At 72.2% G+C, this 21,488-nt stretch carries 24 protein-coding genes; 19 read left to right on the top strand and 5 right to left on the bottom strand.

What is annotated here, in order from left to right; translation table 11 throughout:
- Positions 1-126: 126 nt before the first annotated feature.
- The 13 genes from GR130_RS34265 (at position 127) to GR130_RS34215 (ending at position 10,643) form a co-directional block, all read left to right on the top strand.
- Positions 127-1,323, top strand: coding sequence for a hypothetical protein (locus GR130_RS34265; protein WP_159508302.1), 1,197 nt, complete (start codon positions 127-129; stop codon positions 1,321-1,323).
- Positions 1,324-1,405: 82 nt separating this feature from the next.
- The gene (gene cpaB / locus GR130_RS34260) at positions 1,406-2,125 is read left to right on the top strand and encodes a Flp pilus assembly protein CpaB (protein WP_201305078.1); all 720 of its coding nucleotides are present in this window, start codon (positions 1,406-1,408) and stop codon (positions 2,123-2,125) included.
- Between the two features lie 13 nt (positions 2,126-2,138).
- Positions 2,139-3,584 carry an AAA family ATPase gene (locus GR130_RS34255; RefSeq protein WP_236573790.1) on the top strand — a complete coding sequence of 482 codons (1,446 nt, stop codon included), beginning with the start codon at positions 2,139-2,141 and terminating at the stop codon, positions 3,582-3,584.
- A gap of 3 nt (positions 3,585-3,587) precedes the next feature.
- The gene (locus GR130_RS41135; protein ID WP_236573788.1) at positions 3,588-3,971 is read left to right on the top strand and encodes a TadE/TadG family type IV pilus assembly protein; all 384 of its coding nucleotides are present in this window, start codon (positions 3,588-3,590) and stop codon (positions 3,969-3,971) included.
- Entirely contained in the window at positions 3,971-4,450 is a 480-nt protein-coding gene (locus GR130_RS34250; RefSeq protein WP_159508301.1) for a TadE family protein, read from the top strand. The genes GR130_RS41135 and GR130_RS34250 overlap by 1 nt, the downstream gene beginning before the upstream one ends.
- Positions 4,447-5,787, top strand: coding sequence for a CpaF family protein (locus GR130_RS34245; protein ID WP_159508300.1), 1,341 nt, complete (start codon positions 4,447-4,449; stop codon positions 5,785-5,787). Before GR130_RS34250 ends, GR130_RS34245 begins: the two co-directional genes overlap by 4 nt.
- Positions 5,784-6,731, top strand: a complete 948-nt coding sequence (locus tag GR130_RS34240) for a type II secretion system F family protein (protein WP_159508299.1) — start codon at positions 5,784-5,786, stop codon at positions 6,729-6,731. The genes GR130_RS34245 and GR130_RS34240 overlap by 4 nt, the downstream gene beginning before the upstream one ends.
- A 53-nt stretch (positions 6,732-6,784) precedes the next feature.
- On the top strand, positions 6,785-7,678 hold the full coding sequence (locus GR130_RS34235; RefSeq protein WP_159508298.1) for a DUF5936 domain-containing protein: 894 nt from the start codon (positions 6,785-6,787) through the stop codon (positions 7,676-7,678).
- 3 nt (positions 7,679-7,681) lie between these two features.
- A complete protein-coding gene (locus tag GR130_RS34230) occupies positions 7,682-8,137 on the top strand; it encodes a hypothetical protein (protein WP_159508297.1) in 456 nt (151 codons plus the stop codon).
- 382 nt (positions 8,138-8,519) lie between these two features.
- Complete coding sequence (locus GR130_RS40080) at positions 8,520-8,687, top strand: membrane protein (protein WP_043270593.1); 168 nt, start codon at positions 8,520-8,522, stop codon at positions 8,685-8,687.
- Positions 8,688-8,707: 20 nt separating this feature from the next.
- Positions 8,708-9,385 (top strand): pilus assembly protein TadG-related protein, encoded by a 678-nt coding sequence (locus GR130_RS34225; protein WP_159508296.1) that lies wholly within the window; start codon positions 8,708-8,710, stop codon positions 9,383-9,385.
- Positions 9,386-9,439: 54 nt separating this feature from the next.
- Positions 9,440-10,027 (top strand): hypothetical protein, encoded by a 588-nt coding sequence (locus GR130_RS34220; protein ID WP_159508295.1) that lies wholly within the window; start codon positions 9,440-9,442, stop codon positions 10,025-10,027.
- 10 nt (positions 10,028-10,037) lie between these two features.
- The gene (locus GR130_RS34215; RefSeq protein ID WP_159508294.1) at positions 10,038-10,643 is read left to right on the top strand and encodes an OmpA family protein; all 606 of its coding nucleotides are present in this window, start codon (positions 10,038-10,040) and stop codon (positions 10,641-10,643) included.
- An 85-nt stretch (positions 10,644-10,728) separates the two neighbouring features.
- Here the strand turns inward: GR130_RS34215 and GR130_RS34210 are convergent, their stop codons facing one another.
- The gene (locus GR130_RS34210) at positions 10,729-11,085 is read right to left on the bottom strand and encodes a DUF192 domain-containing protein (protein ID WP_159508293.1); all 357 of its coding nucleotides are present in this window, start codon (positions 11,083-11,085) and stop codon (positions 10,729-10,731) included.
- A 40-nt stretch (positions 11,086-11,125) separates the two neighbouring features.
- Between GR130_RS34210 and GR130_RS34205 the strand changes: the two genes are divergently transcribed.
- Positions 11,126-11,863, top strand: a complete 738-nt coding sequence (locus GR130_RS34205; RefSeq protein ID WP_201305077.1) for a prepilin peptidase — start codon at positions 11,126-11,128, stop codon at positions 11,861-11,863.
- Positions 11,864-12,095: 232 nt separating this feature from the next.
- Here GR130_RS34205 and mgrA read toward each other — a convergent pair whose 3' ends face one another.
- Positions 12,096-13,133 (bottom strand): L-glyceraldehyde 3-phosphate reductase, encoded by a 1,038-nt coding sequence (gene mgrA, locus GR130_RS34200; RefSeq protein WP_201305076.1) that lies wholly within the window; start codon positions 13,131-13,133, stop codon positions 12,096-12,098.
- A 134-nt stretch (positions 13,134-13,267) separates the two neighbouring features.
- Between mgrA and GR130_RS34195 the strand changes: the two genes are divergently transcribed.
- The 4 genes from GR130_RS34195 (at position 13,268) to GR130_RS34180 (ending at position 18,588) form a co-directional block, all read left to right on the top strand.
- Positions 13,268-14,047, top strand: a complete 780-nt coding sequence (locus GR130_RS34195) for an isoprenyl transferase (protein WP_159510391.1) — start codon at positions 13,268-13,270, stop codon at positions 14,045-14,047.
- A gap of 445 nt (positions 14,048-14,492) precedes the next feature.
- Positions 14,493-15,830 (top strand): PhoH family protein, encoded by a 1,338-nt coding sequence (locus tag GR130_RS34190; protein ID WP_159508291.1) that lies wholly within the window; start codon positions 14,493-14,495, stop codon positions 15,828-15,830.
- A gap of 408 nt (positions 15,831-16,238) precedes the next feature.
- Positions 16,239-16,934, top strand: coding sequence for a transglycosylase SLT domain-containing protein (locus GR130_RS34185; RefSeq protein WP_159508290.1), 696 nt, complete (start codon positions 16,239-16,241; stop codon positions 16,932-16,934).
- Between the two features lie 124 nt (positions 16,935-17,058).
- Positions 17,059-18,588, top strand: coding sequence for an AI-2E family transporter (locus tag GR130_RS34180; RefSeq protein WP_201305075.1), 1,530 nt, complete (start codon positions 17,059-17,061; stop codon positions 18,586-18,588).
- Positions 18,589-18,665: 77 nt separating this feature from the next.
- On the opposite strand, the gene GR130_RS34175 is transcribed toward GR130_RS34180, so the two are convergent.
- Both GR130_RS34175 and GR130_RS34170 read right to left on the bottom strand, forming a co-directional pair.
- Positions 18,666-19,199, bottom strand: coding sequence for an alkyl hydroperoxide reductase (locus GR130_RS34175; RefSeq protein WP_159508289.1), 534 nt, complete (start codon positions 19,197-19,199; stop codon positions 18,666-18,668).
- A 5-nt stretch (positions 19,200-19,204) separates the two neighbouring features.
- On the bottom strand, positions 19,205-19,759 hold the full coding sequence (locus GR130_RS34170) for a peroxiredoxin (RefSeq protein ID WP_159508288.1): 555 nt from the start codon (positions 19,757-19,759) through the stop codon (positions 19,205-19,207).
- Between the two features lie 139 nt (positions 19,760-19,898).
- Here GR130_RS34170 and GR130_RS34165 point away from each other — a divergent pair, with 139 nt between their 5' ends.
- Entirely contained in the window at positions 19,899-20,858 is a 960-nt protein-coding gene (locus GR130_RS34165) for a hydrogen peroxide-inducible genes activator (protein ID WP_159508287.1), read from the top strand.
- A gap of 3 nt (positions 20,859-20,861) precedes the next feature.
- Here GR130_RS34165 and GR130_RS34160 read toward each other — a convergent pair whose 3' ends face one another.
- Positions 20,862-21,458, bottom strand: a complete 597-nt coding sequence (locus GR130_RS34160) for a Uma2 family endonuclease (RefSeq protein WP_159508286.1) — start codon at positions 21,456-21,458, stop codon at positions 20,862-20,864.
- Positions 21,459-21,488 lie beyond the last annotated feature (30 nt).

Raw genomic sequence — 21,488 nt, 5'->3', positions numbered from 1 at the left:
CCCAGAACGTGTTCTCCGGGACGTATCTCTGTGGATAAAGTGCTGAGCGTATGGCGCCGATGGCGCAGAGCTGTGCCGATCCGCGGTCCCGGGGCCCCCGGAGACCGGAGGAAGTGGGGGAGCGACGTGCCGACCGCGATTGCAGTCACCAGCCCGGATCTCGCGCTGCCCGCGACCGACCGGCAGACCCCCGCCGCCGTCGTGCTGCGGGCCCCGCATCTCCAGCCGCTGGACGAGGCGTTGACGGAGGTCGGCGCCGTACTGGAGCACCACGGGCATCTCGTGGCGCTCTACTCCTCGGCCTGCCCGCCGGAGCACGTCAGACGGCTGCACACCCTGCGCGCCGTGCTGGAGAGCGACCGGATCGCCGTTCTCCCCACCGCCCTGCCGCCGCTCGGCGTGGCCGTCCTCGCCCGCCAGCTGCGGCAGTTGTCGCTTTTCGGCCTCAGCCCCGGCGTGCTGGCCTGCGCCGCCCGGCTGCTGGCGCACTACGTCCACGCGGGCGCCCTGCTCGGCAGCGTCAGCGGGCTGGACCGGGTCGAGGTGGACCTCCGCTCCCACATGAAGTCCTGGCTGCCCGGCGCCCACTTCGCCGTGCTGGCCAACCCCCGCCCCCAGCTGCTGCACCTGGACCGGCACGGCACCCAGGGCGGACTCCGGCCGCCCGGCTTCGCCACCCGGCTCGCCGTCGCCCGCGGCCAGCTCACCGCCGACTGGGTCACCTCCGCACTGGCGCCCTCCTGGCAGGTGCAGGGCGTGTACGAGGCGCAGCTGCCCGCCGAGTCCGCCCGCTGGTGGGGCACCCAGAAGCTGATCGAGTTCGCCGCCGCCATTCCGGACCCCTCCCTCCTCCACCAACTCGTGGCGTCCGTACGGCGCGAGGACTGCGGCTGGTGCGGCCGGGAACTGATCGGCGACCGCTGCGCGTTCTGCGCGGCGCCGCTGGCCCGGGACCGGGCGGGCGGCGGCCCGGGGCGCGAACCGGCCGCCATAGCCGGGGCGCCGGCCGCCGCCGCGGCACCGGCGCCCGCCCAGCCGCCCGCCGCCCCGCCCGACTGCCCCGCCTCGCCGCTGCGGCAGCGCGGACTCGCGCCGGTGGCGCCGTACGGGGTCCCGGGCAGCCGGGGGCCCGGCGATCCGCGCGGCGGAGCCGGCCGGCCGGACGTCCGCGGACCGAACATCATGAGCGGCACCGCGGACCCGGCGCCCGGCGGACCGCACCCGCCCGGTGGCTGGGACCTGCCCGGCCACCCCGACAGCCCCGACGTCCCACGCCGCCCGGACACCCCCGGCACCGCGCGGGCGGTGGCCCGCGTGCGCTGAACCGCCCGGCAGCCGCCGGCACATGACCCACGACCGACCGCCCGACCGCCCGCCGCACCGTCCCGATCGAGGTCCCCCACCCATGAACTCACGCCAGCGCCGCGGAGTGATCCTGCTGCTCCTGTCCGTCCTCTGTGCGGTCGGCGCGTTCGTCGGCGTGCTGTCGGTGATCCGGAACGTCGAGTCCAAGATCGGCCCGGAGAAGACCGCGTACCGGCTCAAGACGGACGTCGCTGCCTATAAAACGCTGGATCCCGGGCAGTTCGAAGAGGTGAAGATGCCCCAGCGGTGGCTGCCGCCCACCGCCGTGACCGACCTGGACAAGGTCAGCGGCAAGATCGCGGTGACCCCGCTGAAGAAGGGGTCGCTGCTCCAGGACGACATGATCGTCGACCGGCCGGCGCTGAAGGCCGGGCAGCAGGAGATCGCCATCATGATCGACGCGTCCACAGGAGTGGCCGGCAAGATCAACCCCGGTGCCCGGGTGAACATCTACGCCACCTTCGACGGCCGGCGCCCCGAGGACAAGCCGGTCTCCAAGGTCATCGTGGCCGGCGCCCAGGTCATCGACGTCGGCAAGCTGACGCCCCTGGAGGCCAAGGACCCCGGCAACACCACCGCCGGCGGCCGCCAGGCCGGCCAGGCCGTCCCGATCACCTTCGCGCTGGACACCGAGGACGCCCAACGGGTCGCGTACGCCGAGTCGTTCGCGTCCCACGTGCGGCTCGCCCTGCTCGCCCCCGGCACCGAGGCCACCGTCCCGCCGGCCGAGCGCACCTACACCCTCGACGGCGACAAGTGACCCGGAGGCACAGGTGACCATCCGCATCCTCCCGGCAGTCGGCGACCCGGACGCCGCGCGGGCCGTCTCCGCGCTCCTCGGCCAGCTGCCGGACGCCGAACCGGCGCCCGCGGTCGCCGACTCCACCGCGCTCCTCAACGCGCTGGCCGGTTCCGCCGGTTCCGCCCCCGGCGCGCCGCCCGCCGGCCAGGGGCCGCCCCCCGCCGGTGTGCCGTCCGGCGTCGAGGCGCTGCCCGAGGTCGTCCTCGTCCACGAGCGGATCGGCCCGGTGCCGGCTCTGGAGCTGATCCGCGAGGTGGCGCTCCGCTTCCCCGCCGTCGGCGTCGTGCTGATCACCACGGACGCCGGGCCCGCGCTGTTCTCCGCGGCGATGGACGCGGGCGCCCGCGGCATCGTCGGACTTCCGCTCGGCTACGACGAGTTGGCCGCCCGGGTGCAGGCCGCGGCCCAGTGGGCGGCCGGGGTCCGCGTCCACCTGGGCGGCGGCCCGGACGCCGTTCCGGGGCCGGCCGGCACGCTGGTGACCGTGACCGGCGCCAAGGGCGGGGTCGGCACCACCGTCGCCGCCGTCCAGCTGGCGCTCGCCGCACGGGCCGCGGGCCGCAGCGTCGCGCTGGTCGACCTGGACCTCCAGTCCGGCGACGTCGGCTCCTATCTGGACGTCCAGTTCCGCCGCTCGGTCGTCGACCTGGCCGGGATCCAGGACATCTCCGTACGGGTGCTCCAGGACGCGGTCCACGACCACCACACCGGGCTCGGGCTGCTGCTCGCCCCCGAGGAGGGCGAGCGCGGCGAGGAGGTCGACGACCGGGCGGCCCGCCAGATCGTCACCGCGCTGCGCTCCCGCTACGAAGTGGTGATCGTCGACTGCGGCTCCCAGATGCAGTCCGCCAACGCCGCGGCCGTCGAACTCGCCGACCTGGCCCTGCTGGTGACGACCCCGGACGTGGTCTGCGTACGGGCCGCCAAGCGGCAGGTGCGGCTGTGGGACCGGCTCCAGATCCGCAAGGCCGAGGACACCGTCACGGTCCTCAACCGCCTCACCCGCAACACCGAGATCCAGCCGCCGCTGGTCGCCAAGGCCACCGGCACCCAGGTCGCCAGGACCACGGTCCCGGCCGCCTTCAAGGAACTCCAGCCCTGTGTCGACGCCGGCCGGATGCAGGACCTCGACGGCCGCTCGACGGTCAAGCAGGCGCTGTGGACGCTCGCCGGCGAACTGGGCCTGGTCGACGCGCCGGCCGCCCGCCAGGGGTGGGGCGGCCACCGCACGCGCCCGACGCTGACCGGGCGCAGGCGCAAGGCCATAACGGCGGGTGCGGCGCAGGGCTCCGGCCCCGGCACGGGCCCGGACCCGGCAGCGGCGGGCACCGGGCGGTTCGGCGTCCGGCGGGGCGCCCCGTCCCCGTCCGGCGGCGCGGGCCCGTTCGATCCGGCCGGCCCGTACGAGGAGGGCTGACCGGTGCGGCGTCCGGTGGGCGGCGGCGACCGCGGCCAGGTCTCGGTGGAGTTCCTCGGCGTCCTCCCGCTGATCCTCCTGGTGCTGGTGCTGCTCTGGCAGTTCGCGCTGGTCGGCTACACCTACTCGCTCGCCGCCGACTCCGCCGACCGCGGCGCGCGGGCCGCCACCGCCACCGAGGGCGGCGGCGCCGGCGCCTGCCGCACCGCCGCCGAGCACGAGCTGCCGCGCGCCTGGCACGACGGCGCCGAGACGGACTGCCGGACCGAGGCGGGCCTGTGGAAGGCGACGGTCCGCATCAGGGTCCCGGCGCTCTTCCCGGGCGCCGGTCAGTTCCCGTGGACGGTCACCGGTACGGCCGGCGCGGCCAAGGAGGCGCGAGGGTGATGGCCCGGAACTCCCGTATCCCCGCCCGGCTGTCGGGCCCCCCGGCCCGCCGCCGCGCCCGCTCCCGGGGGCGCGACCGGGGCTCCGCCTCCATCGAGTTCCTCGGCGTGCTGCCCATCCTGCTCGTGCTGGCCCTCGCCGTCATCCAACTGGGCCTCGCCGCCTTCGCCGTCCAGCAGGCCGGCACCGCGGCCCGCGCCGCCGCCCGCACCGCCTCGATGGACCGGGCCGACCGGGAGGCCGATCCGCAGGACGCCGGCCGGGCCGCGCTGACCGGCTGGGTCGCCGACCGCGCCTCGATCACCGTCGGCGGCTCGGGCGACACGGTCCAGGCGACCGCCACCGTGCAGATCCCCTCGATCGTCCCCGGCACCGACTTCGGCTCCGCCAGCCGCACCGCCACCATGCCCCGCCCCGAAGGAGCGGCCGGAGCGTCGGCACAACCACCACGCACAACGACAGGAGCGCCCCCGCGATGAGCCTGAAAGCCCGGATCGTCGCACCCGAACCGGCCGGCGAGGCGCGCCAGGACGGCCATCTGGTCGCCGTCTACCGCGCCAAGCTGCTGGAGGAGATCGACCTTGCCGAGATGTCCTCGCTGGCCGCGGTGGAGCGCCGCTCGCGGCTGGAGCGCGTCCTGGGGCACATCATCAGCCGCGAGGGCCCGGTCCTGTCCACCGCCGAGCGCGCCCAGCTCATCCGCCGGGTCGTCGACGAGGCGCTGGGCCTCGGCGTGCTCGAACCGCTCCTCGAAGACGCCTCGGTCACCGAGATCATGGTCAACGGCCCGGACCAGGTGTACGTGGAGCGGTCCGGCCGGGTCGAGCTGGTCCCGGTCCGCTTCGCCTCGCACGAGCAGCTGATGCAGACCATCGAGCGGATCGTGTCCACCGTCAACCGCCGGGTGGACGAGTCCCATCCGATGGTCGACGCCCGGCTGCCGTCCGGCGAGCGCGTCAACGTCATCATCCCGCCGCTGGCCCTCAACGGCGCCACCCTCACCATCCGCCGCTTCCCGCGCGCCTACACCCTCGCCGAGCTCATCGGCATCGGCACGCTCGACGAGCAGATGCTGATGCTGCTGGCGGGGCTGGTGCGCGCCAAGTTCAACGTGGTGGTCTCCGGGGCCACCGGCGCCGGCAAGACCACCCTCCTCAACGCCCTCTCGGGGCTGATCCCGGACGGCGAGCGGATCATCACCGTCGAGGACGCCGCCGAACTCCAGCTCCAGCAGAGCCACGTCATCCGGCTCGAATCCCGCCCGCCCAACGTCGAGGGCAAGGGCCGGATCACCATCCGCGACCTGGTCCGCAACTCCCTGCGCATGCGCCCCGACCGCATCATCGTCGGCGAGGTCCGTGGCGGGGAGACCCTCGACATGCTCCAGGCGATGTCCACCGGCCACGACGGCTCGCTCGCCACCGTCCACGCCAACAGCGCCGAGGACGCCCTGATGCGGCTCCAGACGCTCGCCTCCATGTCGGACGTCAGCATCCCCTTCGAGGCGCTGCGCGACCAGATCAACAGCGCCGTCGACTGCATCGTCCAGCTCACCCGGCACGCCGACGGCTCCCGCCGGATCAGCGAGATCGCCCTCCTCGACTCGCGCGGCCACGAGGACTACCGGATCGTCACGGTCGGCCGCTTCGAGGCCGCGCCGATGGGCGCCGACCGCGTGGTGCACGGCGCCTTCCGCTACTTCCCGCTGCCCCGCCGGGTCGCCGAACGCCTCTTCATGGCCGGTGAGCCCACCCCGCCGGCCTTCGGCGTGGCGGCCACCGACGACCAGCTCGCCACCCGGAAGGCCACCACATGACCGGCGGGAACCCCCTCGCCCTGCTCGCCATCGGGGCCACCGTGCTGTGCGGTGCGCTCGCCATCGCCGGCGTGCGGACGTACGCGTCCGGGCGCGCCCAGCGGCAGGCCATCGTCGACCGGCTCGCGGACGAGCACCGGCTGCCGGTGACCGGCCGGCGCCGCCGCTTCCCGTCCGTCGACCGCACCCTGCGCACCACCCGCTTCGGCCGCCGTCTCGAACTGCGGCTGACCGCCACCGGACTGGACCTCACCCCCGGCGAGTTCTTCGTCTACATGGTCACCGCGGTACTCGTCCTGTGGGTGGTCGCGCAGGCCGTCCTCGCCCCCTTCTTCGGTCCGATCGCCGCGCTGGTCGCGGTCTGGGCCGCGTTCGCCTTCCTCAACTGGCAGCGGCAGAAGCGGATCGAGAAGTTCATCAACCAGCTCCCCGAGCTGTCCAGGATCCTCGCCAACGCCACCCAGGCCGGCCTGGCGCTGCGCACCGCCCTGGGGATGGCCGCCGAGGAACTGGAGGCCCCGGCCGGCGAGGAGCTGGCGAAGGTCGCCGACAAGCTCGCCGTCGGCCACTCCGTCGACGAGGCCCTGGGCGAGCTGGCCGAACGGCTGCCCTCCCGCGAACTGGTCGTCCTGGTCACCACGTTGGTGCTGGCCAACCGCGCCGGCGGCACCGTCGTCGGATCGCTGCGCAACCTCACCAAGACCCTGGAGGAGCGCAAGGAGACCCGCCGCGAGGTCCGCACCCAGCTCTCCCAGGTCGTGGTCACCGCGTACGTCGTCCCGCTGCTCGGCATCGGCACCCTGCTGCTGATGAACCGCATCGCCCCGGGCGCCATCGACCGGATGACCTCGTCCTTCCTCGGCCAGCTCGCGGTCGTGGCGGCCTTCGTCCTCTACGGGCTCGGCTTCTTCTTCATCCGCCGCCTCTCCAAGATCGACGTGTAGCGCCCTCCCGAAGCCCCGTCCCCCGACGCCCAGGTACAGAAGCCGGTATCGCCATGACACTCGGAACACTGCTGGCCCTCGCCCTCGCCCTCTCGGTCGCCGGTATCTGCTGCGGTGTCGCGCTCTACCGCCGCGAGGCCCGGCTCCCGCCCGACCTCGCACTGTCCCTGGAGGTCGGCTCGACCCGCACGACGGCCGTCGGCTCGGCCGTGGACCGCACCGGGATGCGCTACGCGCCGCTCGTCCTGCGGCTGATGGGCGACAAGCGGGTCGCCAGGGTCCGCCGGCGGATCGACCTCGCGGGCAACCCCGGCGGGCTGACCGTCGACCGCTACGCCGCCCGCCGGGCCGTCTACGGGGCGCTGGGCTTCTTCGGGGCGCTGGTGATGTTCCTGCGCGGCCAGCCGCTGCTGGGCGTGCTGATGGTCCTGTTCGGCCTGTTCTGGACCGAGGTCGGCATCTGGGCGGCGATCCGGCAGCGCAAGGACACCATCGAACGCACGCTTCCGGACTTTCTGGATGTGCTGGCCGTCGTGGTGAGCGCGGGGCTGGGGTTCCGGCAGGCACTCGACCGGGTCGCCGAGAAGTACGAGGGCCCCTGGGCCGACGAACTCCGCATCACCCTGCGGCAGATGGACATGGGCGTCAGCCGCCGCGCCGCTTTCGAGGAACTGCGCAAACGCAACGACTCCGAACAGGTCGCGCAGTTCGTCACCGCCCTCCAGCAGGGCGAGGAGCTGGGCTCGCCGATCGTCGAGACGCTGATCCAGATCGCCGACGACATGCGCCGTACGGACGCCCAGAACGCCCGCCGGCGGGCCGCCCGCGCGGTCCCCAAGGCGACCATGGTCGTCACCACGTTCATGGTCCCGGCCACGATGATCCTGCTCATCGCCGGCTTCTTCCTCGGTTCCGGCACCAACTTCGGCTCCCTGATGGGACGCTGAGCCGTGCACTCCACCGCGTCCCCCACCGCATCCTCCGCCACGTCCCCCTCCGCCGCCTGGCGCCGCTGGACCGGCTTCGGCGTGCCCGGCCTGGTCCTGCTCGGTGTCGCCTGCGTCGTCCTCCAGGCCGCCGTCTTCGACCACGACACGTTCCACGACTGCCACTACTTCGGCCCGTCCTTGCGGATGCACATCGCCGCCTGGGCCGGTCTGGCCTGCGGCCTCGCGGCGCCGGCGGGCTATGTCGCACTGTCCCGCGGCGCGGTCCGCAGAGGCTGGCGGCCCCAGGGGACCCGGGCCTCCGCGCTCGCGCTGGCCTTTGTGATCCTGGGCGTACTGCCGCTGTTCCTGGAGGCGTTCGGGGTGTGGGCGCTCTACGCCCCCGACCCGTCCGGGGGCGACGACTGCGGGGGACTGGCGTACACGCTCGCCGGCGCGGCCCCGTACGCGGCCGGATGAGGACGGTCACGGAGCCCGCTTCTCGCCAACGCCTTCGCAAGCGCAACGAGTTGTGCCACAGTGGAGGCGCCGGGCGGGACCGCTCGTACAGGGGTGCGGAGGGGCCGGCCGGACCGCATGGGCAGGGACGCCGGGGCACTGAGAGACGTGTCAGGTGGTTCCGGAGGGGGAACGGGGGTGGCTGAGGTGCCGTGCAGTGGCCGAAACGCGCCGGTGTACCCACCGCTCGTGGTTTCGAGCGAGGATGAGGTTCGGAATCCCTGTTCCGGGAACGCTGTTCCGGCGTACTTTTCTCGTGTCGCGCGCGCGGACGACCGCGCCGGGGCCACGGGGGCAGACCAGCCGGACCAGATCGGGACGGCGGCCCATGGAGGGGAAGACGATGGCGAAGCGGATCGTGGGGAACGACGACCGGGGACAGACCTCGATCGAGTACCTCGGCATCATCGCGGTGGTCGTGGCGATCGTCCTGGTCCTGTCGACCACGGACTTCGGCAGCCAGATCGCGAACGCCATCGCCAACAAGATCTCCGACGTCGTCGGAATCTAGGCGCGGCCGCCGCCACTCCCGTGCCGGGCACCCTCACGCGCCGCCGCCGGCGCGACGCGGGGCAGACCCTGCCGATCTACATCGTCGCGATCGGGGGCCTGCTCTTCCTCGCGCTCGCCTTCTTCGCCGTCGGCCAGGCGGCGGCCACCCGCAACGGCGCCCAGACCGCCGCCGACGCCGCCGCGCTCGCCGCCGGCCAGAAATACCGCGAGGAGCTCGGCACGAGCTTCCTCGACGCGCTGCGCAACAGCACCGGCGACCCCACCGCCTGGCAGGACCTCCTCAACGGCCGCGGCGCCCCCTCCGCGGCGGCCTGCCGCAGCGCGGACTGGTACGCCGGACGCAACGACGCCGCGGTCTCGTCGTGCACCCCGGACTCCTGGCCCACCTCCTTCGCGGTCACCGTCAAGACCCTCAACGCAGTGGGGCGTTCGGTCATTCCGGGCACCGAGGACGAACACGCCGCGGCCCGCGCGAAGGCGATCGTCGAGCCCCGCTGCACCCTCGGCGCGCCCACGCCCCCGCCCGGCACGCTGCCGGCTCCCACGCCCACCCCCACACCCACCGGCGACGGCAAGGGCACCGGGTCCGCCCCGATCGCCCTGACCTGCGACGGCAAGGGCTGGACGCTCGACCCCGCACACCCCCGCGATCTCCCCGCTGCCGCCGACCTGTTCTCCGTACGTCTGGCGCAGTGAGCCGCCCGAGCGCCCCACGGACACCCCCGACCTCACGATCAAAGGAACCCATCCATGAGCATTCGGCTCACGAGCAAGGCCGCCAGGGGAGCGGTCGCCCTGGCGAGCGCGGTCGGCCTGGCTCTCGTCGCGGCCGGCTGCGGTGGTGGCGACGACGGTGGTGGGCAGGCGCCGGACGGCAGGAAGCCGGCGGCCCACGCCTCCGCCTCGAAGGACGACGGCGCCGGCAGCCCCGCGGCCGACTCCGCCAAGGTCATCGGCGAGATGAAGGGCGCGGACGGCATAGTGGTCACCCTGCACTCCGCCATCCGCGACTCCGGCGGCTTCGTCACCGTCAACGGGACCGTCACCAACCACGGCACCCGCCCCTTCAACGCCATCGGCTGGCGCTCCAACGAGACCGAGCTGAAGTCCCGTTCGTCCATCTCCGGTGCCACCCTCGTCGACAAGGCCGGCAAGAAGCGCTATCTGGTCCTGCGCGACACCACCGGCGAATGCCTCTGCACGACCGGCCTCAGCGGCCTCATGCCGGGCGCCAGCCGGCCTGTCTTCGCGCAGTTCCCGGCGCCGCCCGCCAAGGTCACCGAGGTCGACTTCCAGCTGCCGACGATGCCCCCGGCCACCGTCCAGATCACGGATTGAGCCGCCGCCGATGACCGCCTCCCGTACGGCCCTCACGGCCACCGCCGCGCTCCTGCTGACCGTTGCGCTCACCGCCCCGGCCGCGCACGCCGACCCGCCCGGCATCACCGAGGGCACCGACGCACCCGTACGCATCGACCCCACCAACCCCAACCTGCGGATGGTCCAGGGCGCCAAGCTCGCCCCGCCCAAGGTCCTCAACATCAAGTCCGTCGTCGAGACCGACGACGGCTCCGAGCGCCGCCAGGACACCAACGACAACGTGACCTTCGCGCTCCAGGCCGAGGTCCTCTTCAGCAAGGACAGCGCCGAGCTGTCGCCGGACGCGCTGTCCCGGATCGGCGCCATCGCCGACGAGGCCAAGAAGCAGCACGCCACCAACCTGCGGGTGTTCGGCTTCACCGACAACCTCGGCTCCGCCGCCCACGGCCTGGTCCTCTCCAAGCAGCGGGCCAACGCCGTCCAGCGCGAACTGGCCGACGACCTGGGCTCGTCGGTCACCTTCCAGATCCGCGGCTACGGCGAGCAGTACCCGATCGCCGACAACAGCACCGAGGAAGGCCGCAGGAAGAACCGCCGCGTCGAGGTCAGCTTCCCGCGCGGCACCGGCTCGTGACGATGCCCGCCGCCTGCGCCGCCTGTACGCAGGTGAAGCCCTTCCCCTCCGGGAAGGGCTCAGCAGGCGGGCGCCCCAGGGGAGTTCATCCGCCCTCCGCGGCCAGCCGCAACCGCACGCCCCGGCGCACCCCCCACCGCGCCATCGCCCCCGCCTCCGCCTCCAGCACGTGCCGCGCCCGCAACCGCGGGCGCCCCAACCGCCCCGGCCGCATGGTCCGTACACCCAGCACCGTGAAATCCCGCCCCAGATACGCGACATCGATCGCGAACCGCATCCCGAAGGTGTGCACCCCGCTCGCCGGCGTCAGCAGCAGCGCCCCGGCGACCCCGTCCCGGCCCAACAGCCCCCGCGTACGGGCCCGGTACGAGGCCGCGACCTCCACCGGAACCGCAACGTCCGCCCCGTACAGGACACCCCGGCCGTCCTCCCCGCGCACCATGCCCGCCGTTCTATCAACCCGCGCGCTCTAGGGTCGACCGGTGTCCCTCACGCTGATGATTCTCGCCGCCGCCTACGGGGCCGCCGCCGGGCTGCTCCTGCCGCGGCCCGCGCACCGGATGTCCGTGGAACCGGAGGACGACTGGCGCGCGGGCTGCCCCGCGGGCCATCCGATCACCGGAGCGCTGCGGGGCTGGCTGGGCACCGGCCGCTGCCCGGCCTGCCGGGCGCCGTACGGGCCCGGCGCGCTGCCGACGGCGGCGGCCGGTGCGCTGGTCTGCGCGGCCCTGGCGGCGGTCGCGGGCGCCCGCCCGGAACTCGCCGCGTGGCTGCTGACGGCACCGGTGGCCGTACTGCTGGCGATCGTCGACTGGCGGGTGCGCCGCCTCCCGGACGTACTGACCCTCCCCCTGGCCGCACTCCTCGCACTGGCCCTCGGCCTCGCCGCCTGGTACGCCGGCGCGCCCGGCCCCTGGCTCCGCGCGCTGCTCGCCGGCGCCGCGCTCGCCGCCGGCTACCTCGTCCTCCATCTCGCCAACCCGTCCGGTATCGGCCTGGGCGACGTCAAGCTCGCGATCGGGCTGGGGGTCGCCCTTGGGTGGTACGGCTGGCGCACGCTGATCACCGGGGGCGCGGCGGGGATCCTGCTGGGCGCCCTCTACGGCGCGGGACTGCTGCTCACCCGCCGCTCCGGCCGGAACACGACCATGCCCTTCGGCCCCTTCATGATCATCGGCGCCTTCTGCGGCCTTCTTCTGGGCGCCGCGGCGGCCCGCTGAGCGCCGCGGCCCCCTCCCGCCGCCGTCCCGAGCCACGCCGCGAGCCCCCGCGATGCACGAAGCACCCCTCTCGTGGGGTTATGGTGGAAACCCCCCCTCGGGCCGGTCCGTATCCCCCCCACGGACCGGCCCGCTTTTTTTGCCCGCCCCGGGGCCGCCTCCGGAACCTGGCCGAAACTGGCTGAAAACCTGCGCCCACCGGCCCGGCGGGCGTCCGCTCGGCTCCGGGGCCTCAGCTCCGGCGGGCCCAGATGTTGACGCCCTCGGTGGTGCGCGCGAACGCGTCGATCTCGGCGAGCTCGTCATCCGTGATCTTGGGTCCGTCGAGGGCCGCCACGTTGGCCTCCAGCTGGGCGACGCTGCTGGCGCCGATCAGCGCCGAGGTCATCCGCTCGTCGCGCAGCACCCAGTTCAGCGCGAGCTGCGCCAGGGACTGCCCGCGGCGCCGGGCGATCTCGTCGAGGCCGCGCAGCCGGCGGACCACCTCGTCGGAGAGCAGGTTCGGGTCCAGGGACTTGCCCTGGGAGGCGCGTGAACCCTCGGGGATGCCGTTCAGGTACTTGTCGGTGAGCATCCCCTGTGCCAGCGGGGCGAAGGAGATGCAGCCCATGCCCTCGTCGGCCAGCGTGTCCAGCAGCCCGTCGTCCTCGATCCAGCGGTTGATCATCGAGTACGAGGGCTGGTGGATCAGCGGGCGCACGCCCATGCCGCGCAGCAGCCGGGCCGCCTCGCGGGTCTGCTCGGCGTTGTACGACGAGACGCCGACGTAGAGCGCCTTGCCCTGCTGGACGGCGGACGCCAGCGCGCCCATCGTCTCCTCCAGCGGGGTGTCCGGATCGAAGCGGTGCGAGTAGAAGATATCGACGTAATCGACACCCATCCGCTTCAGCGAGGCATCCAGTGAAGAGAGGAGATATTTCCGCGAGCCCCATTCGCCGTAAGGGCCGGGGTGCATCAGATATCCGGCCTTTGTCGAGAGAATGATCTCGTCGCGGTAGCCGCGGAAGTCCTGGGCGAAGATCTTGCCGAAGTTCAGCTCGGCGGACCCGGGCGGCGGCCCGTAGTTGTTGGCCAGATCGAAGTGGGTGACGCCCAGGTCGAAGGCCCGGCGCAGGATCGCCCGCTGGGAGCTGAGGGTGCGGTCGTCCCCGAAGTTGTGCCAGAGTCCGAGGGAGATAGCGGGAAGTCTGAGGCCGCTGCGGCCGGTACGCCGGTACTCCATGGAGGCATAGCGTGAACCCGCGGCGCGGTAGTCGGTGCCAGTGGTCATGCTCATCTCCCTATCACGGACTTGTGACCTACCTGATTGGGCTGTTGAGACAGCCGAGAAGTAAAGTTGGCCCCTTAGGCGACGGGGGCGATCGGCACGGAGGGGCTGGACCACACATGCTGCGATCTTCCGGGATGCGCATCCCGTATCCGCCTGCACTGCGCGATCTCGTCTACCGGCTGTACGCCCGCCGGGTGGAGGGACGCCTCGACCACAGCCAGGTGCCCAAGCACATCGGCGTCATCCTGGACGGCAACCGGCGCTGGGCGCGCGCCGACGGGCGGACCACCGAGCAGGGCCACCAGGCCGGCGCGGCCAAGATCGAGGAGCTGCTCGGCTGGTGCGCCGAGACCGGCGTCGAGGTCGTCACGCTCTGGCTGCTGTCCACCGACAACCTCGACCGGCCCGAGGCCGAGCTGACCCCGCTGCTGGGGATCATCGAGAACACGGTGCGCGACCTGGCGGCCGACGGCCGCTGGCGGGTGCACCACGTCGGCAACCGCGATCTGCTGCCGGACGCCACCCAGCGGGTGCTCAAGGAGTCCGAGCAGACCACGCTCGGCAACAAGGGCGTCCTGGTGAACGTCGCGGTCGGCTACGGCGGCCGGCAGGAGATCGCGGACGCGGTGCGGTCGCTGCTGCTGGAGCACGCCGAGCGCGGGACGTCCTTCGAGGAGCTGGCCGAGATCGTCGACATCGACCTGATCTCCGAGCACCTCTACACCCGCGGCCAGCCGGACCCGGACCTGGTGATCCGGACCAGCGGCGAGCAGCGGCTGTCGGGCTTCATGCTCTGGCAGAGCGCCCACTCGGAGTACTACTTCTGCGAGGTCTTCTGGCCGGCGTTCCGGAAGGTCGACTTCCTGCGCGCGCTGCGCGACTACGCCGCCCGACACCGGCGCTACGGCAACTAGGGTCCGTCCGGCCCCGACCCGCCGGACGGCCCTCGGCAAGGACTTCCGGACGCGTTCTGACGCGCACTCGGGCGGCTGCTCCCGCGGGTGGCGCGGGCCCGCGACCGGGCCGCTCGGGGCGGCTTCGGCCGCGTTCCCGCCGGTCAGCCGTCACCTGTAACCAAAGGTTCATCGAGCGTGCGTCATATGCCGTGGCATGGGCGCGGGGGTTCGAGGGAATATCCCTTGCAGGTCGGCGTCCGGAAACAAGCCATCGGGCGCCGCATCTCAGTGGACGGCATGGGGCCGTCCGCCCGGGAGGCCCTTTGCGCATCACGGAGGATCGTGCGTACCGCACGGACGACGCGAGGGGCCGGCGTTCGGCCCGCGCAGCGCGGCCAGAACCCGGTCCTGTCCCCGGCGACGTCGTCGCACCCCAACCTCATCCGAGGGGGTTCGTCCACCCGTGGTGAACAGCAAGAAGCGCCGTGAGAACGACCGGCGCACCTATGTCCTCGACACCAGCGTCCTGTTGGCGGATCCGGCCGCCATGTCCCGCTTCGACGAACACGAGGTGGTGCTGCCGGTCGTCGTGGTCACCGAGCTGGAGGCCAAACGGCACCACCCCGAGCTCGGCTACTTCGCGCGGCAGGCGCTGCGCCGGCTGGACGAGTACCGGGTGGAGTACGGGCGGCTCGACGCCCCCATCCCCATCGGGGAACTCGGCGGGACGCTCCGGGTCGAACTGAACCACTCCGACCCGGGACTGCTGCCCGCGGCCTTCCTGAACGGCCACAGCCGGCTGGGTGACAACGACTCGCGGATCCTCGCGGTCGCCCGCAACCTCCAGGCCGAGGGGTTCGACGTCACGGTCGTCTCCAAGGACCTGCCGATGCGCATCAAGGCGTCCTCGGTGGGGCTGCTGGCCGAGGAGTACCGCGCCGAGCTGGCGATCACCGACTCCGGCTGGACGGGCATGGCGGAACTGGCCGTCTCCGCCGAGCAGGTGGACGACCTCTTCGCCGCCGAGACCGCGCACGTACCGGGCGCATCCGAACTTCCGGTGCATACGGGACTGGTGCTCCAGTCCGAGCGCGGCAAGGCGCTCGGCCGGGTCACGCCGGAGGGCGCGGTCCGGCTGGTGCGCGGCGACCGGGAGGCGTTCGGGATCCACGGCCGCAGCGCCGAGCAGCGGATCGCGCTGGATCTGCTGCTGGACCCGGAGGTCGGCATCGTGTCGATGGGCGGGCGGGCCGGCACCGGCAAGTCCGCGCTGGCGCTGTGCGCGGGGCTGGAGGCGGTGCTGGAGCGCCGGCAGCACAGCAAGGTGATGGTGTTCCGTCCGCTGTACGCGGTCGGCGGGCAGGAGCTGGGATACCTGCCCGGCAGCGAGGCGGAGAAGATGAGCCCCTGGGCTCAGGCCGTCTTCGACACGCTGTCCGCGGTGACCACCAAGGACGTCATCGAAGAGGTCGTCGGGCGCGGCATGTTGGAGGTGCTGCCGCTGACCCATATCCGCGGGCGGTCGCTGCACGACGCGTTCGTCATCGTGGACGAGGCCCAGTCGCTGGAACGGAACGTCCTTTTGACGGTTCTGTCCCGTATCGGCGCCAACTCCCGTGTCGTACTGACCCATGACGTCGCCCAGCGCGACAACCTCCGGGTCGGGCGGTACGACGGGGTGGTCGCCGTCGTCGAGAAGCTGAAGGGCCATCCGCTGTTCGCCCACGTCACGCTCAACCGCTCCGAGCGGTCGCCGATCGCGGCACTGGTGACCGAAATGCTGGAGGACGGCAGGATCTGACCGGTTGTGAACACGGCGCCGCCCGGCGAAGCGAAGGAGCTTAGCCGGGCGGCGTTCGTCTGCGCTTGGATATCCGGAAATCCCGGGCGGTAAACGAGGTGTGAGCTTTCACACCCGGCAGAGAATTGATTCCCGGTAGCCCGTTCGGGCAGAGTCTGGGTCCTGTCAGGCCCCGCATACGGCCCAACAGCACCCTCCGGGGTGTAGTGGACGACCCGAACTTCATAGCGAGTTGCCGTATGCCGCCCGAGCACCACGCGGCCCCTCAGGGGGACGTACCGGGCCAGCGCCTCCCGTGGCCAGCCGGCTCCCCCCGCTCAACAGGGGCCGGAACAAGGGGAGGCCAGCGCCAGGGGCACGATTGCGTCCGCGAGGTCACCTAAGCGGGCGATGCTGGAAGGAAAACGTGTGAGCCGGATCTCGGTCCGGGGATTCGCCGTGGCCTCCGCCACCGCGGTCACCACCGTCGGCGCCGTCGTCGGCGTCGCATCGGGCAGCCAGGCATCGGTCGCCAACACCGAGGCCACCGCCGCCGACGCGACGATCGCCGACATCCCCGCAGGCCAGCAGGCCCAGGTGCAGACGGCTTCGCTGACGCAGCAGGCGGACACCGCCTCCACCCAGGCGGACGCGGCTGCGCTGAAGTCCGCGCAGGAGTCGGCCCGTAAGGCAGCCGCGGAAACCGCGCAGAGCAAGAAGGACGCCGCGGACCAGGCGAAGGCCAAGAAGGACGCCGAGCAGCGCGCGAAGGAGCAGGCCGCGTCCCGCTCCGCGGTGCGCGACGCCAGCGACTTCCTGACCAAGGCGTCCTACAGCATCGCCGAGACGCAGGCGATGGCGCGCCAGATGATGGCCTCCGACCAGTTCCAGTGCTTCAGCCACATCGTGGACCACGAGTCCGGCTGGAACTACCGCGCCACCAACGCCGGCTCCGGTGCCTACGGCCTCGTGCAGGCGCTGCCGGGCTCGAAGATGTCCTCCGCGGGCTCCGACTGGCAGACCAACCCGGCCACCCAGATCAAGTGGGGCCTCAGCTACATGAACGACCGCTACGGCAGCCCCTGCGGCGCCTGGTCGTTCTGGCAGGCGAACAGCTGGTACTAGGCAGCCTGGCAGCTTCACAGCGCTCCGAAACCCCCGAACGCGACGCGTTCGGGGGTTTCGTGCATCCGGCACAGGTAACGTCGTGACGTCAGTTGTGCCGCAAGGGCGGGGAAGAGGAAGCGACATGTCCAGATTGCCTCAGTGGGTCGGCGGCCTAGGCGCCGGTCTGACGCGGCTCTCGCAGCGGTTGGAGGAGCAGCGCCGCCGCGCCGAGGCCGCGGGGGCCGACGTGCCGGAAGACCTGCGGCCCACCGGGCCGGCGGGCGGCCTGGACGGGTACCGCGTGCGCGCGGCGGTGGAGGGCGAACCGGCGGACGGCCGGCGGGCCGGCACGCTCACCGCGACCCGGACGCGGCTGCCGGACGGATCCGACGGCGTACCGCGGCCCGGGACGGCGGAGTCCGTGGAGGCGGCGGCGACGGCGGATCCGGTGGAGAGCGCCGCGCCCCGGCAGCCGGAGTCGGTCCCCGCGCCGCCCTCGTACGCCCCGGCCGTGGCCGCGCCCCCGGACCCGGTGGCGGCGGTGCCGTGGGGAGTCCGGGTCGCCGCCGAGGCCGGCTGGCGGCTGCTGGTGCTGGCCGGGACGCTGTGGGTGCTGGCGAAGGTGATCACCACCATCCAGCTGGTGGTGCTGGCGTTCGTCGCGGCGCTGCTGATCACCGCGCTGCTCCAGCCGACCGTCGCCTGGCTGCGCCGGCGCAACGTGCCGCGCGGGCTGGCGACCGCGCTGACCTTCATCAGCGGCTTCGTCGTCATGGGGCTGGTCGGCTGGTTCGTGGTCTGGCAGGTCCAGGACAACATCGACTCGGTCTCCAGCCGCATCCAGGAGGGCATCACCGAGCTCAAGGGCTGGCTGCTGAGCGGCCCGTTCCATGTGACCGAGAGTCAGATCAACCACATCGCCAAGAACCTCCAGGACGCGGTCGGCGCCAACACCGAGGCCATAACGTCGGCCGGGCTGGAGGGCGTCACCGTCGTCCTCGAAGTGTTCACCGGCATCCTGCTGGCGATGTTCACCACGCTCTTCCTGCTCTACGACGGCCCGCGCATCTGGAACTGGCTGCTCAAGCTGGTCCCGGGCGCGGCCCGCGAGGGCGTGGCGGGCGCCGGCCCGCGCGCCTGGCGGACGCTCACCGCCTACATCCGCGGCACGGTCCTGGTGGCGCTGATCGACGCGTTCTTCATCGGCGTCGGCCTCTACTTCCTCGACGTGCCGCTCGCCGTGCCGCTCGCCGTCTTCATCTTCCTCTTCGCCTTCATCCCGCTGATCGGCGCGGTGGTCTCGGGCGCGCTGGCGTGCGTGGTCGCCCTGGTCACCCAGGGCGGCGGCGTCGCCCTGCTGGTGCTGGCGGTGGTGCTGGCCGTGAACCAGATCGAGAGCCATGTCCTCCAGCCGTTCATCCTCGGCCGGGCGGTGCGGGTCCATCCGCTGGCGGTGATCCTGTCCGTCGCCGCGGGCAGCCTGACCGCCGGTGTCGGCGGTGCGGTCGTGGCGGTGCCGCTGGTGGCCGTCACCAACACCGTGGTCGGCTATCTGCGTTCGTACTCCAGGGAGCAGGCGCTGCGGATGACGGTGCCGCCGCGGGGCGCGACGGCGATCGCGGTGGCGCCGACGCCCGCTCCGGTACGTACCGAAGGGCGCCGGGAGGAGTAGCGCACGGCCGCCGGAACGCACGGAACCCCGCGGACGCGATGTCCGCGGGGTTCCGCGCGTTGCGAGGAGTCCGCCGCTTACTCGGCGAGCGCGGCCTCGGCGTCGAGGGTGGCGCCGACGGCCTGCAGGACGGCCGCGATCTTGACGGCCTCCTGGATCGTCTCGCGGTCGACACCGGCCTTGCGGAGCACCTGCTCGTGCGAGTCGAGGCACATCCCGCAGCCGTTGATGGCCGAGACGGCCAGCGACCACAGCTCGAAGTCGACCTTGTCCACGCCCGGGTTGCCGATGACGTTCATCCGCAGACCGGCGCGCAGGGTGCCGTACTCCGGGTCGGAGAGGAGGTGGCGCGTCCGGTAGAAGACGTTGTTCATCGCCATGATGGCGGCGGCCGACTTGGCGGCCGTGTACGCCTCGGCGGAGAGGTTCGCCTTCGCCTCGGGCTCCAGCTCGCGCAGCACCTTGGGGGAGCGCGAGGCGATGGCGCAGGCCAGCACCGTGCCCCACAGCTGCTGCTGCGGCAGAGCGGAGTTGCCGATCACCGAACCGAGGTTCAGCTTCAGGTCCTTGGCGTAGTCCGGAACGGCGGACTTGAGGTCATCGAGAGCCATGGGTGTCACTCACCGGCCAGCAGCGCGACCGCGTCCAGCGTGTCCTCGCCCTTGCTCCAGTTGCAGGGGCACAGCTCGTCGGTCTGGAGCGCGTCGAGGACCCGGAGGACCTCCTTGGGGTTACGGCCGACGGAGCCGGCGGTCACCATGGTGAACTGGATCTCGTTGTTCTGGTCGACGATGAAGACGGCGCGCTGCGCGAAGCCGTCCTCGCCCTCGATGCCCAGTTCGCGCATCAGCTCGTGCTTGGAGTCGGCGAGCATCGGGAAGGGCAGGTCGGTCAGGTCCGGGTGGTCCTTGCGCCAGGCGTGGTGCACGAACTCGGAGTCGCCGGAGAAGCCCAGGATCTGCGCGTCACGGTCGGCGAACTCGTCGTTCAGCTTGCCGAACGCGGCGATCTCGGTCGGGCACACGAAGGTGAAGTCCTTGGGCCACGCGAAGACGATCTTCCACTTGCCCTCGTAGGTCTTGTGGTTGATCTGCTCGAATTCCTTGCCCTTCTCCAGCGAGACACAGGCAGTCAGGTCGAACTCGGGGAACTTGTCACCGACAGTGAGCACGCGCTCTCCTTGTTGCGAGAAAGTCCCTTGTGGGGTCTTTCTGTCTTTCTTTGAGGCTTGGACGGGTTCCACGGTGCCACAGCAGGCATTGATCAGGGAAATAGCTAGACTGGTAGATGTTGATCGGAGGTGGTTATCAGTGGCTTCCCCCACGAGCCCCGGCGGGCGGCCCCGCCAGCCCAGCCTCGCCCAGCTGCGGGCCTTCGCCGCGGTCGCCGAGCATCTGCACTTCCGGGAGGCGGCGGCCGACATCGGCATGAGCCAGCCCGCGCTGTCCGGCGCCGTCTCCGCACTGGAGGAGGCGCTCGGGGTGCAGCTTCTGGAGCGTACGACGCGCAAGGTGCTGCTCTCGCCGGCGGGGGAGCGGGTGGCGGCCCGCGCCCGTACGGTCCTGGACGCGGTCGGCGCCCTGATGGAGGAGGCGGAGGCGGCCCGCGCGCCCTTCACCGGCGTCCTGCGCCTCGGCGTCATCCCGACCGTCGCGCCGTATCTGCTGCCGACCGTGCTCCGCCTCGTCCACGACACCTACCCCGCCCTGGACCTCCAGGTCCACGAGGAGCAGACCGCCTCGCTTCTCGACGGCCTGGCGCACGGGCGGCTCGACCTGCTGCTGCTCGCGGTCCCGCTGGGCGTCCCGCAGGTCACCGAACTCCCGCTCTTCGACGAGGACTTCGTCCTGGTCGCCCCCAAGGAGCACTGGCTCGGCGGGCGCGGCGACATCCCCCGCGAAGCGCTGAAGGAACTCGATCTGCTGCTGCTGGACGAAGGCCACTGCCTGCGCGACCAGGCGCTGGACATCTGCCGCGAGGCGGGCCGGGACGAGAACACCCCCGTGACGACCAGCGCGGCGGGACTGTCCACACTCGTCCAACTGGTGGCCGGCGGGCTGGGCGTGACCCTGCTGCCGCGCACCGCGCTCCGGGTCGAGACCGCCCGCAACGACCAGTTGACCACCGGCTACTTCGCGGACCCGGCTCCGGCCCGCCGGATCGCCCTGGCGATGCGCAGCGGCTCGGCCCGCCAGCGCGAATTCGAGGAGTTCGCGGGGGCGTTGCGGGGGGCGCTGCGGGGGTTGCCGGTGCGGATGGTGAAGGGGTGAGGGTCAGGGGCGGGCTGCTTCGAGGATGGCCGTTACGTCGAGCTCGACACGTCCGCCGATGGACTCCGGAAGCTGCACCAGCTCGCCGGGGGCGTGCGCACGGTGCTTGTCGTACTCGTTGGCGATGGGCTCTGTGAGGACGTGGATGCGCTCATGCCTGCGGTCAACGATCACGTAGACCGGGACCTTGGCGATCGCGTACGCGGCGACCTTCTTCTTGAGGTCGTTTCCGTAGTTGGACGACGTGACTTCGACAACCAAGCGAAAGACCGCTGGGTCATAGGAGTTGTGCGCGATGAGATGCTCTCGGTAGTCGGCGTCCACCACGGCGAGGTCGGGAACGGCGTAGTCATCGGGGCCGTCAGGGAGCCAGATGCCGATCTCGGGGATCGTTCGCGTCTCTCCCCGACGTACGGCGGCAAACGCGAAGATCAGCTCGCCGAGCGCCTCTCCATGGGGCCCGTCCGGTGGTGGAGTCACGGTGAGCTCTCCCCCGATGATCTCGATGCGGTAGCCGGGAAGCTTCTCGGCGAGCCGCTCCGCTTCTGCAAACAGCGCGGACTTGTCGTCACAGGGGGGCTCGACCGCTGCGGCAGACATGGCGCCTCCTAGTGGCTGGTGTCGAGGCCA

The sequence above is a fragment of the Streptomyces sp. GS7 genome, from assembly GCF_009834125.1.
Lineage (GTDB): Bacteria > Actinomycetota > Actinomycetes > Streptomycetales > Streptomycetaceae > Streptomyces.
This window is presented reverse-complemented; position numbering and strand designations above follow the sequence as displayed.

Bases quoted from the DNA above. Each gene is read 5' to 3' on its own strand.
- cpaB (WP_201305078.1), top strand. From the start codon at position 1,406: ATGAACTCACGCCAGCGCCGCGGAGTGATCCTGCTGCTCCTGTCCGTC.
- GR130_RS34250 (WP_159508301.1), top strand. From the start codon at position 3,971: ATGGCCCGGAACTCCCGTATCCCCGCCCGGCTGTCGGGCCCCCCGGCC.
- GR130_RS34245 (WP_159508300.1), top strand. From the start codon at position 4,447: ATGAGCCTGAAAGCCCGGATCGTCGCACCCGAACCGGCCGGCGAGGCG.
- GR130_RS34240 (WP_159508299.1), top strand. From the start codon at position 5,784: ATGACCGGCGGGAACCCCCTCGCCCTGCTCGCCATCGGGGCCACCGTG.
- GR130_RS34235 (WP_159508298.1), top strand. From the start codon at position 6,785: ATGACACTCGGAACACTGCTGGCCCTCGCCCTCGCCCTCTCGGTCGCC.
- GR130_RS40080 (WP_043270593.1), top strand. From the start codon at position 8,520: ATGGCGAAGCGGATCGTGGGGAACGACGACCGGGGACAGACCTCGATC.
- GR130_RS34220 (WP_159508295.1), top strand. From the start codon at position 9,440: ATGAGCATTCGGCTCACGAGCAAGGCCGCCAGGGGAGCGGTCGCCCTG.
- GR130_RS34215 (WP_159508294.1), top strand. From the start codon at position 10,038: ATGACCGCCTCCCGTACGGCCCTCACGGCCACCGCCGCGCTCCTGCTG.
- GR130_RS34210 (WP_159508293.1), bottom strand. From the start codon at position 11,085: ATGGTGCGCGGGGAGGACGGCCGGGGTGTCCTGTACGGGGCGGACGTT.
- mgrA (WP_201305076.1), bottom strand. From the start codon at position 13,133: ATGACCACTGGCACCGACTACCGCGCCGCGGGTTCACGCTATGCCTCC.
- GR130_RS34195 (WP_159510391.1), top strand. From the start codon at position 13,268: ATGCGCATCCCGTATCCGCCTGCACTGCGCGATCTCGTCTACCGGCTG.
- GR130_RS34180 (WP_201305075.1), top strand. From the start codon at position 17,059: ATGTCCAGATTGCCTCAGTGGGTCGGCGGCCTAGGCGCCGGTCTGACG.
- GR130_RS34175 (WP_159508289.1), bottom strand. From the start codon at position 19,199: ATGGCTCTCGATGACCTCAAGTCCGCCGTTCCGGACTACGCCAAGGAC.
- GR130_RS34160 (WP_159508286.1), bottom strand. From the start codon at position 21,458: ATGTCTGCCGCAGCGGTCGAGCCCCCCTGTGACGACAAGTCCGCGCTG.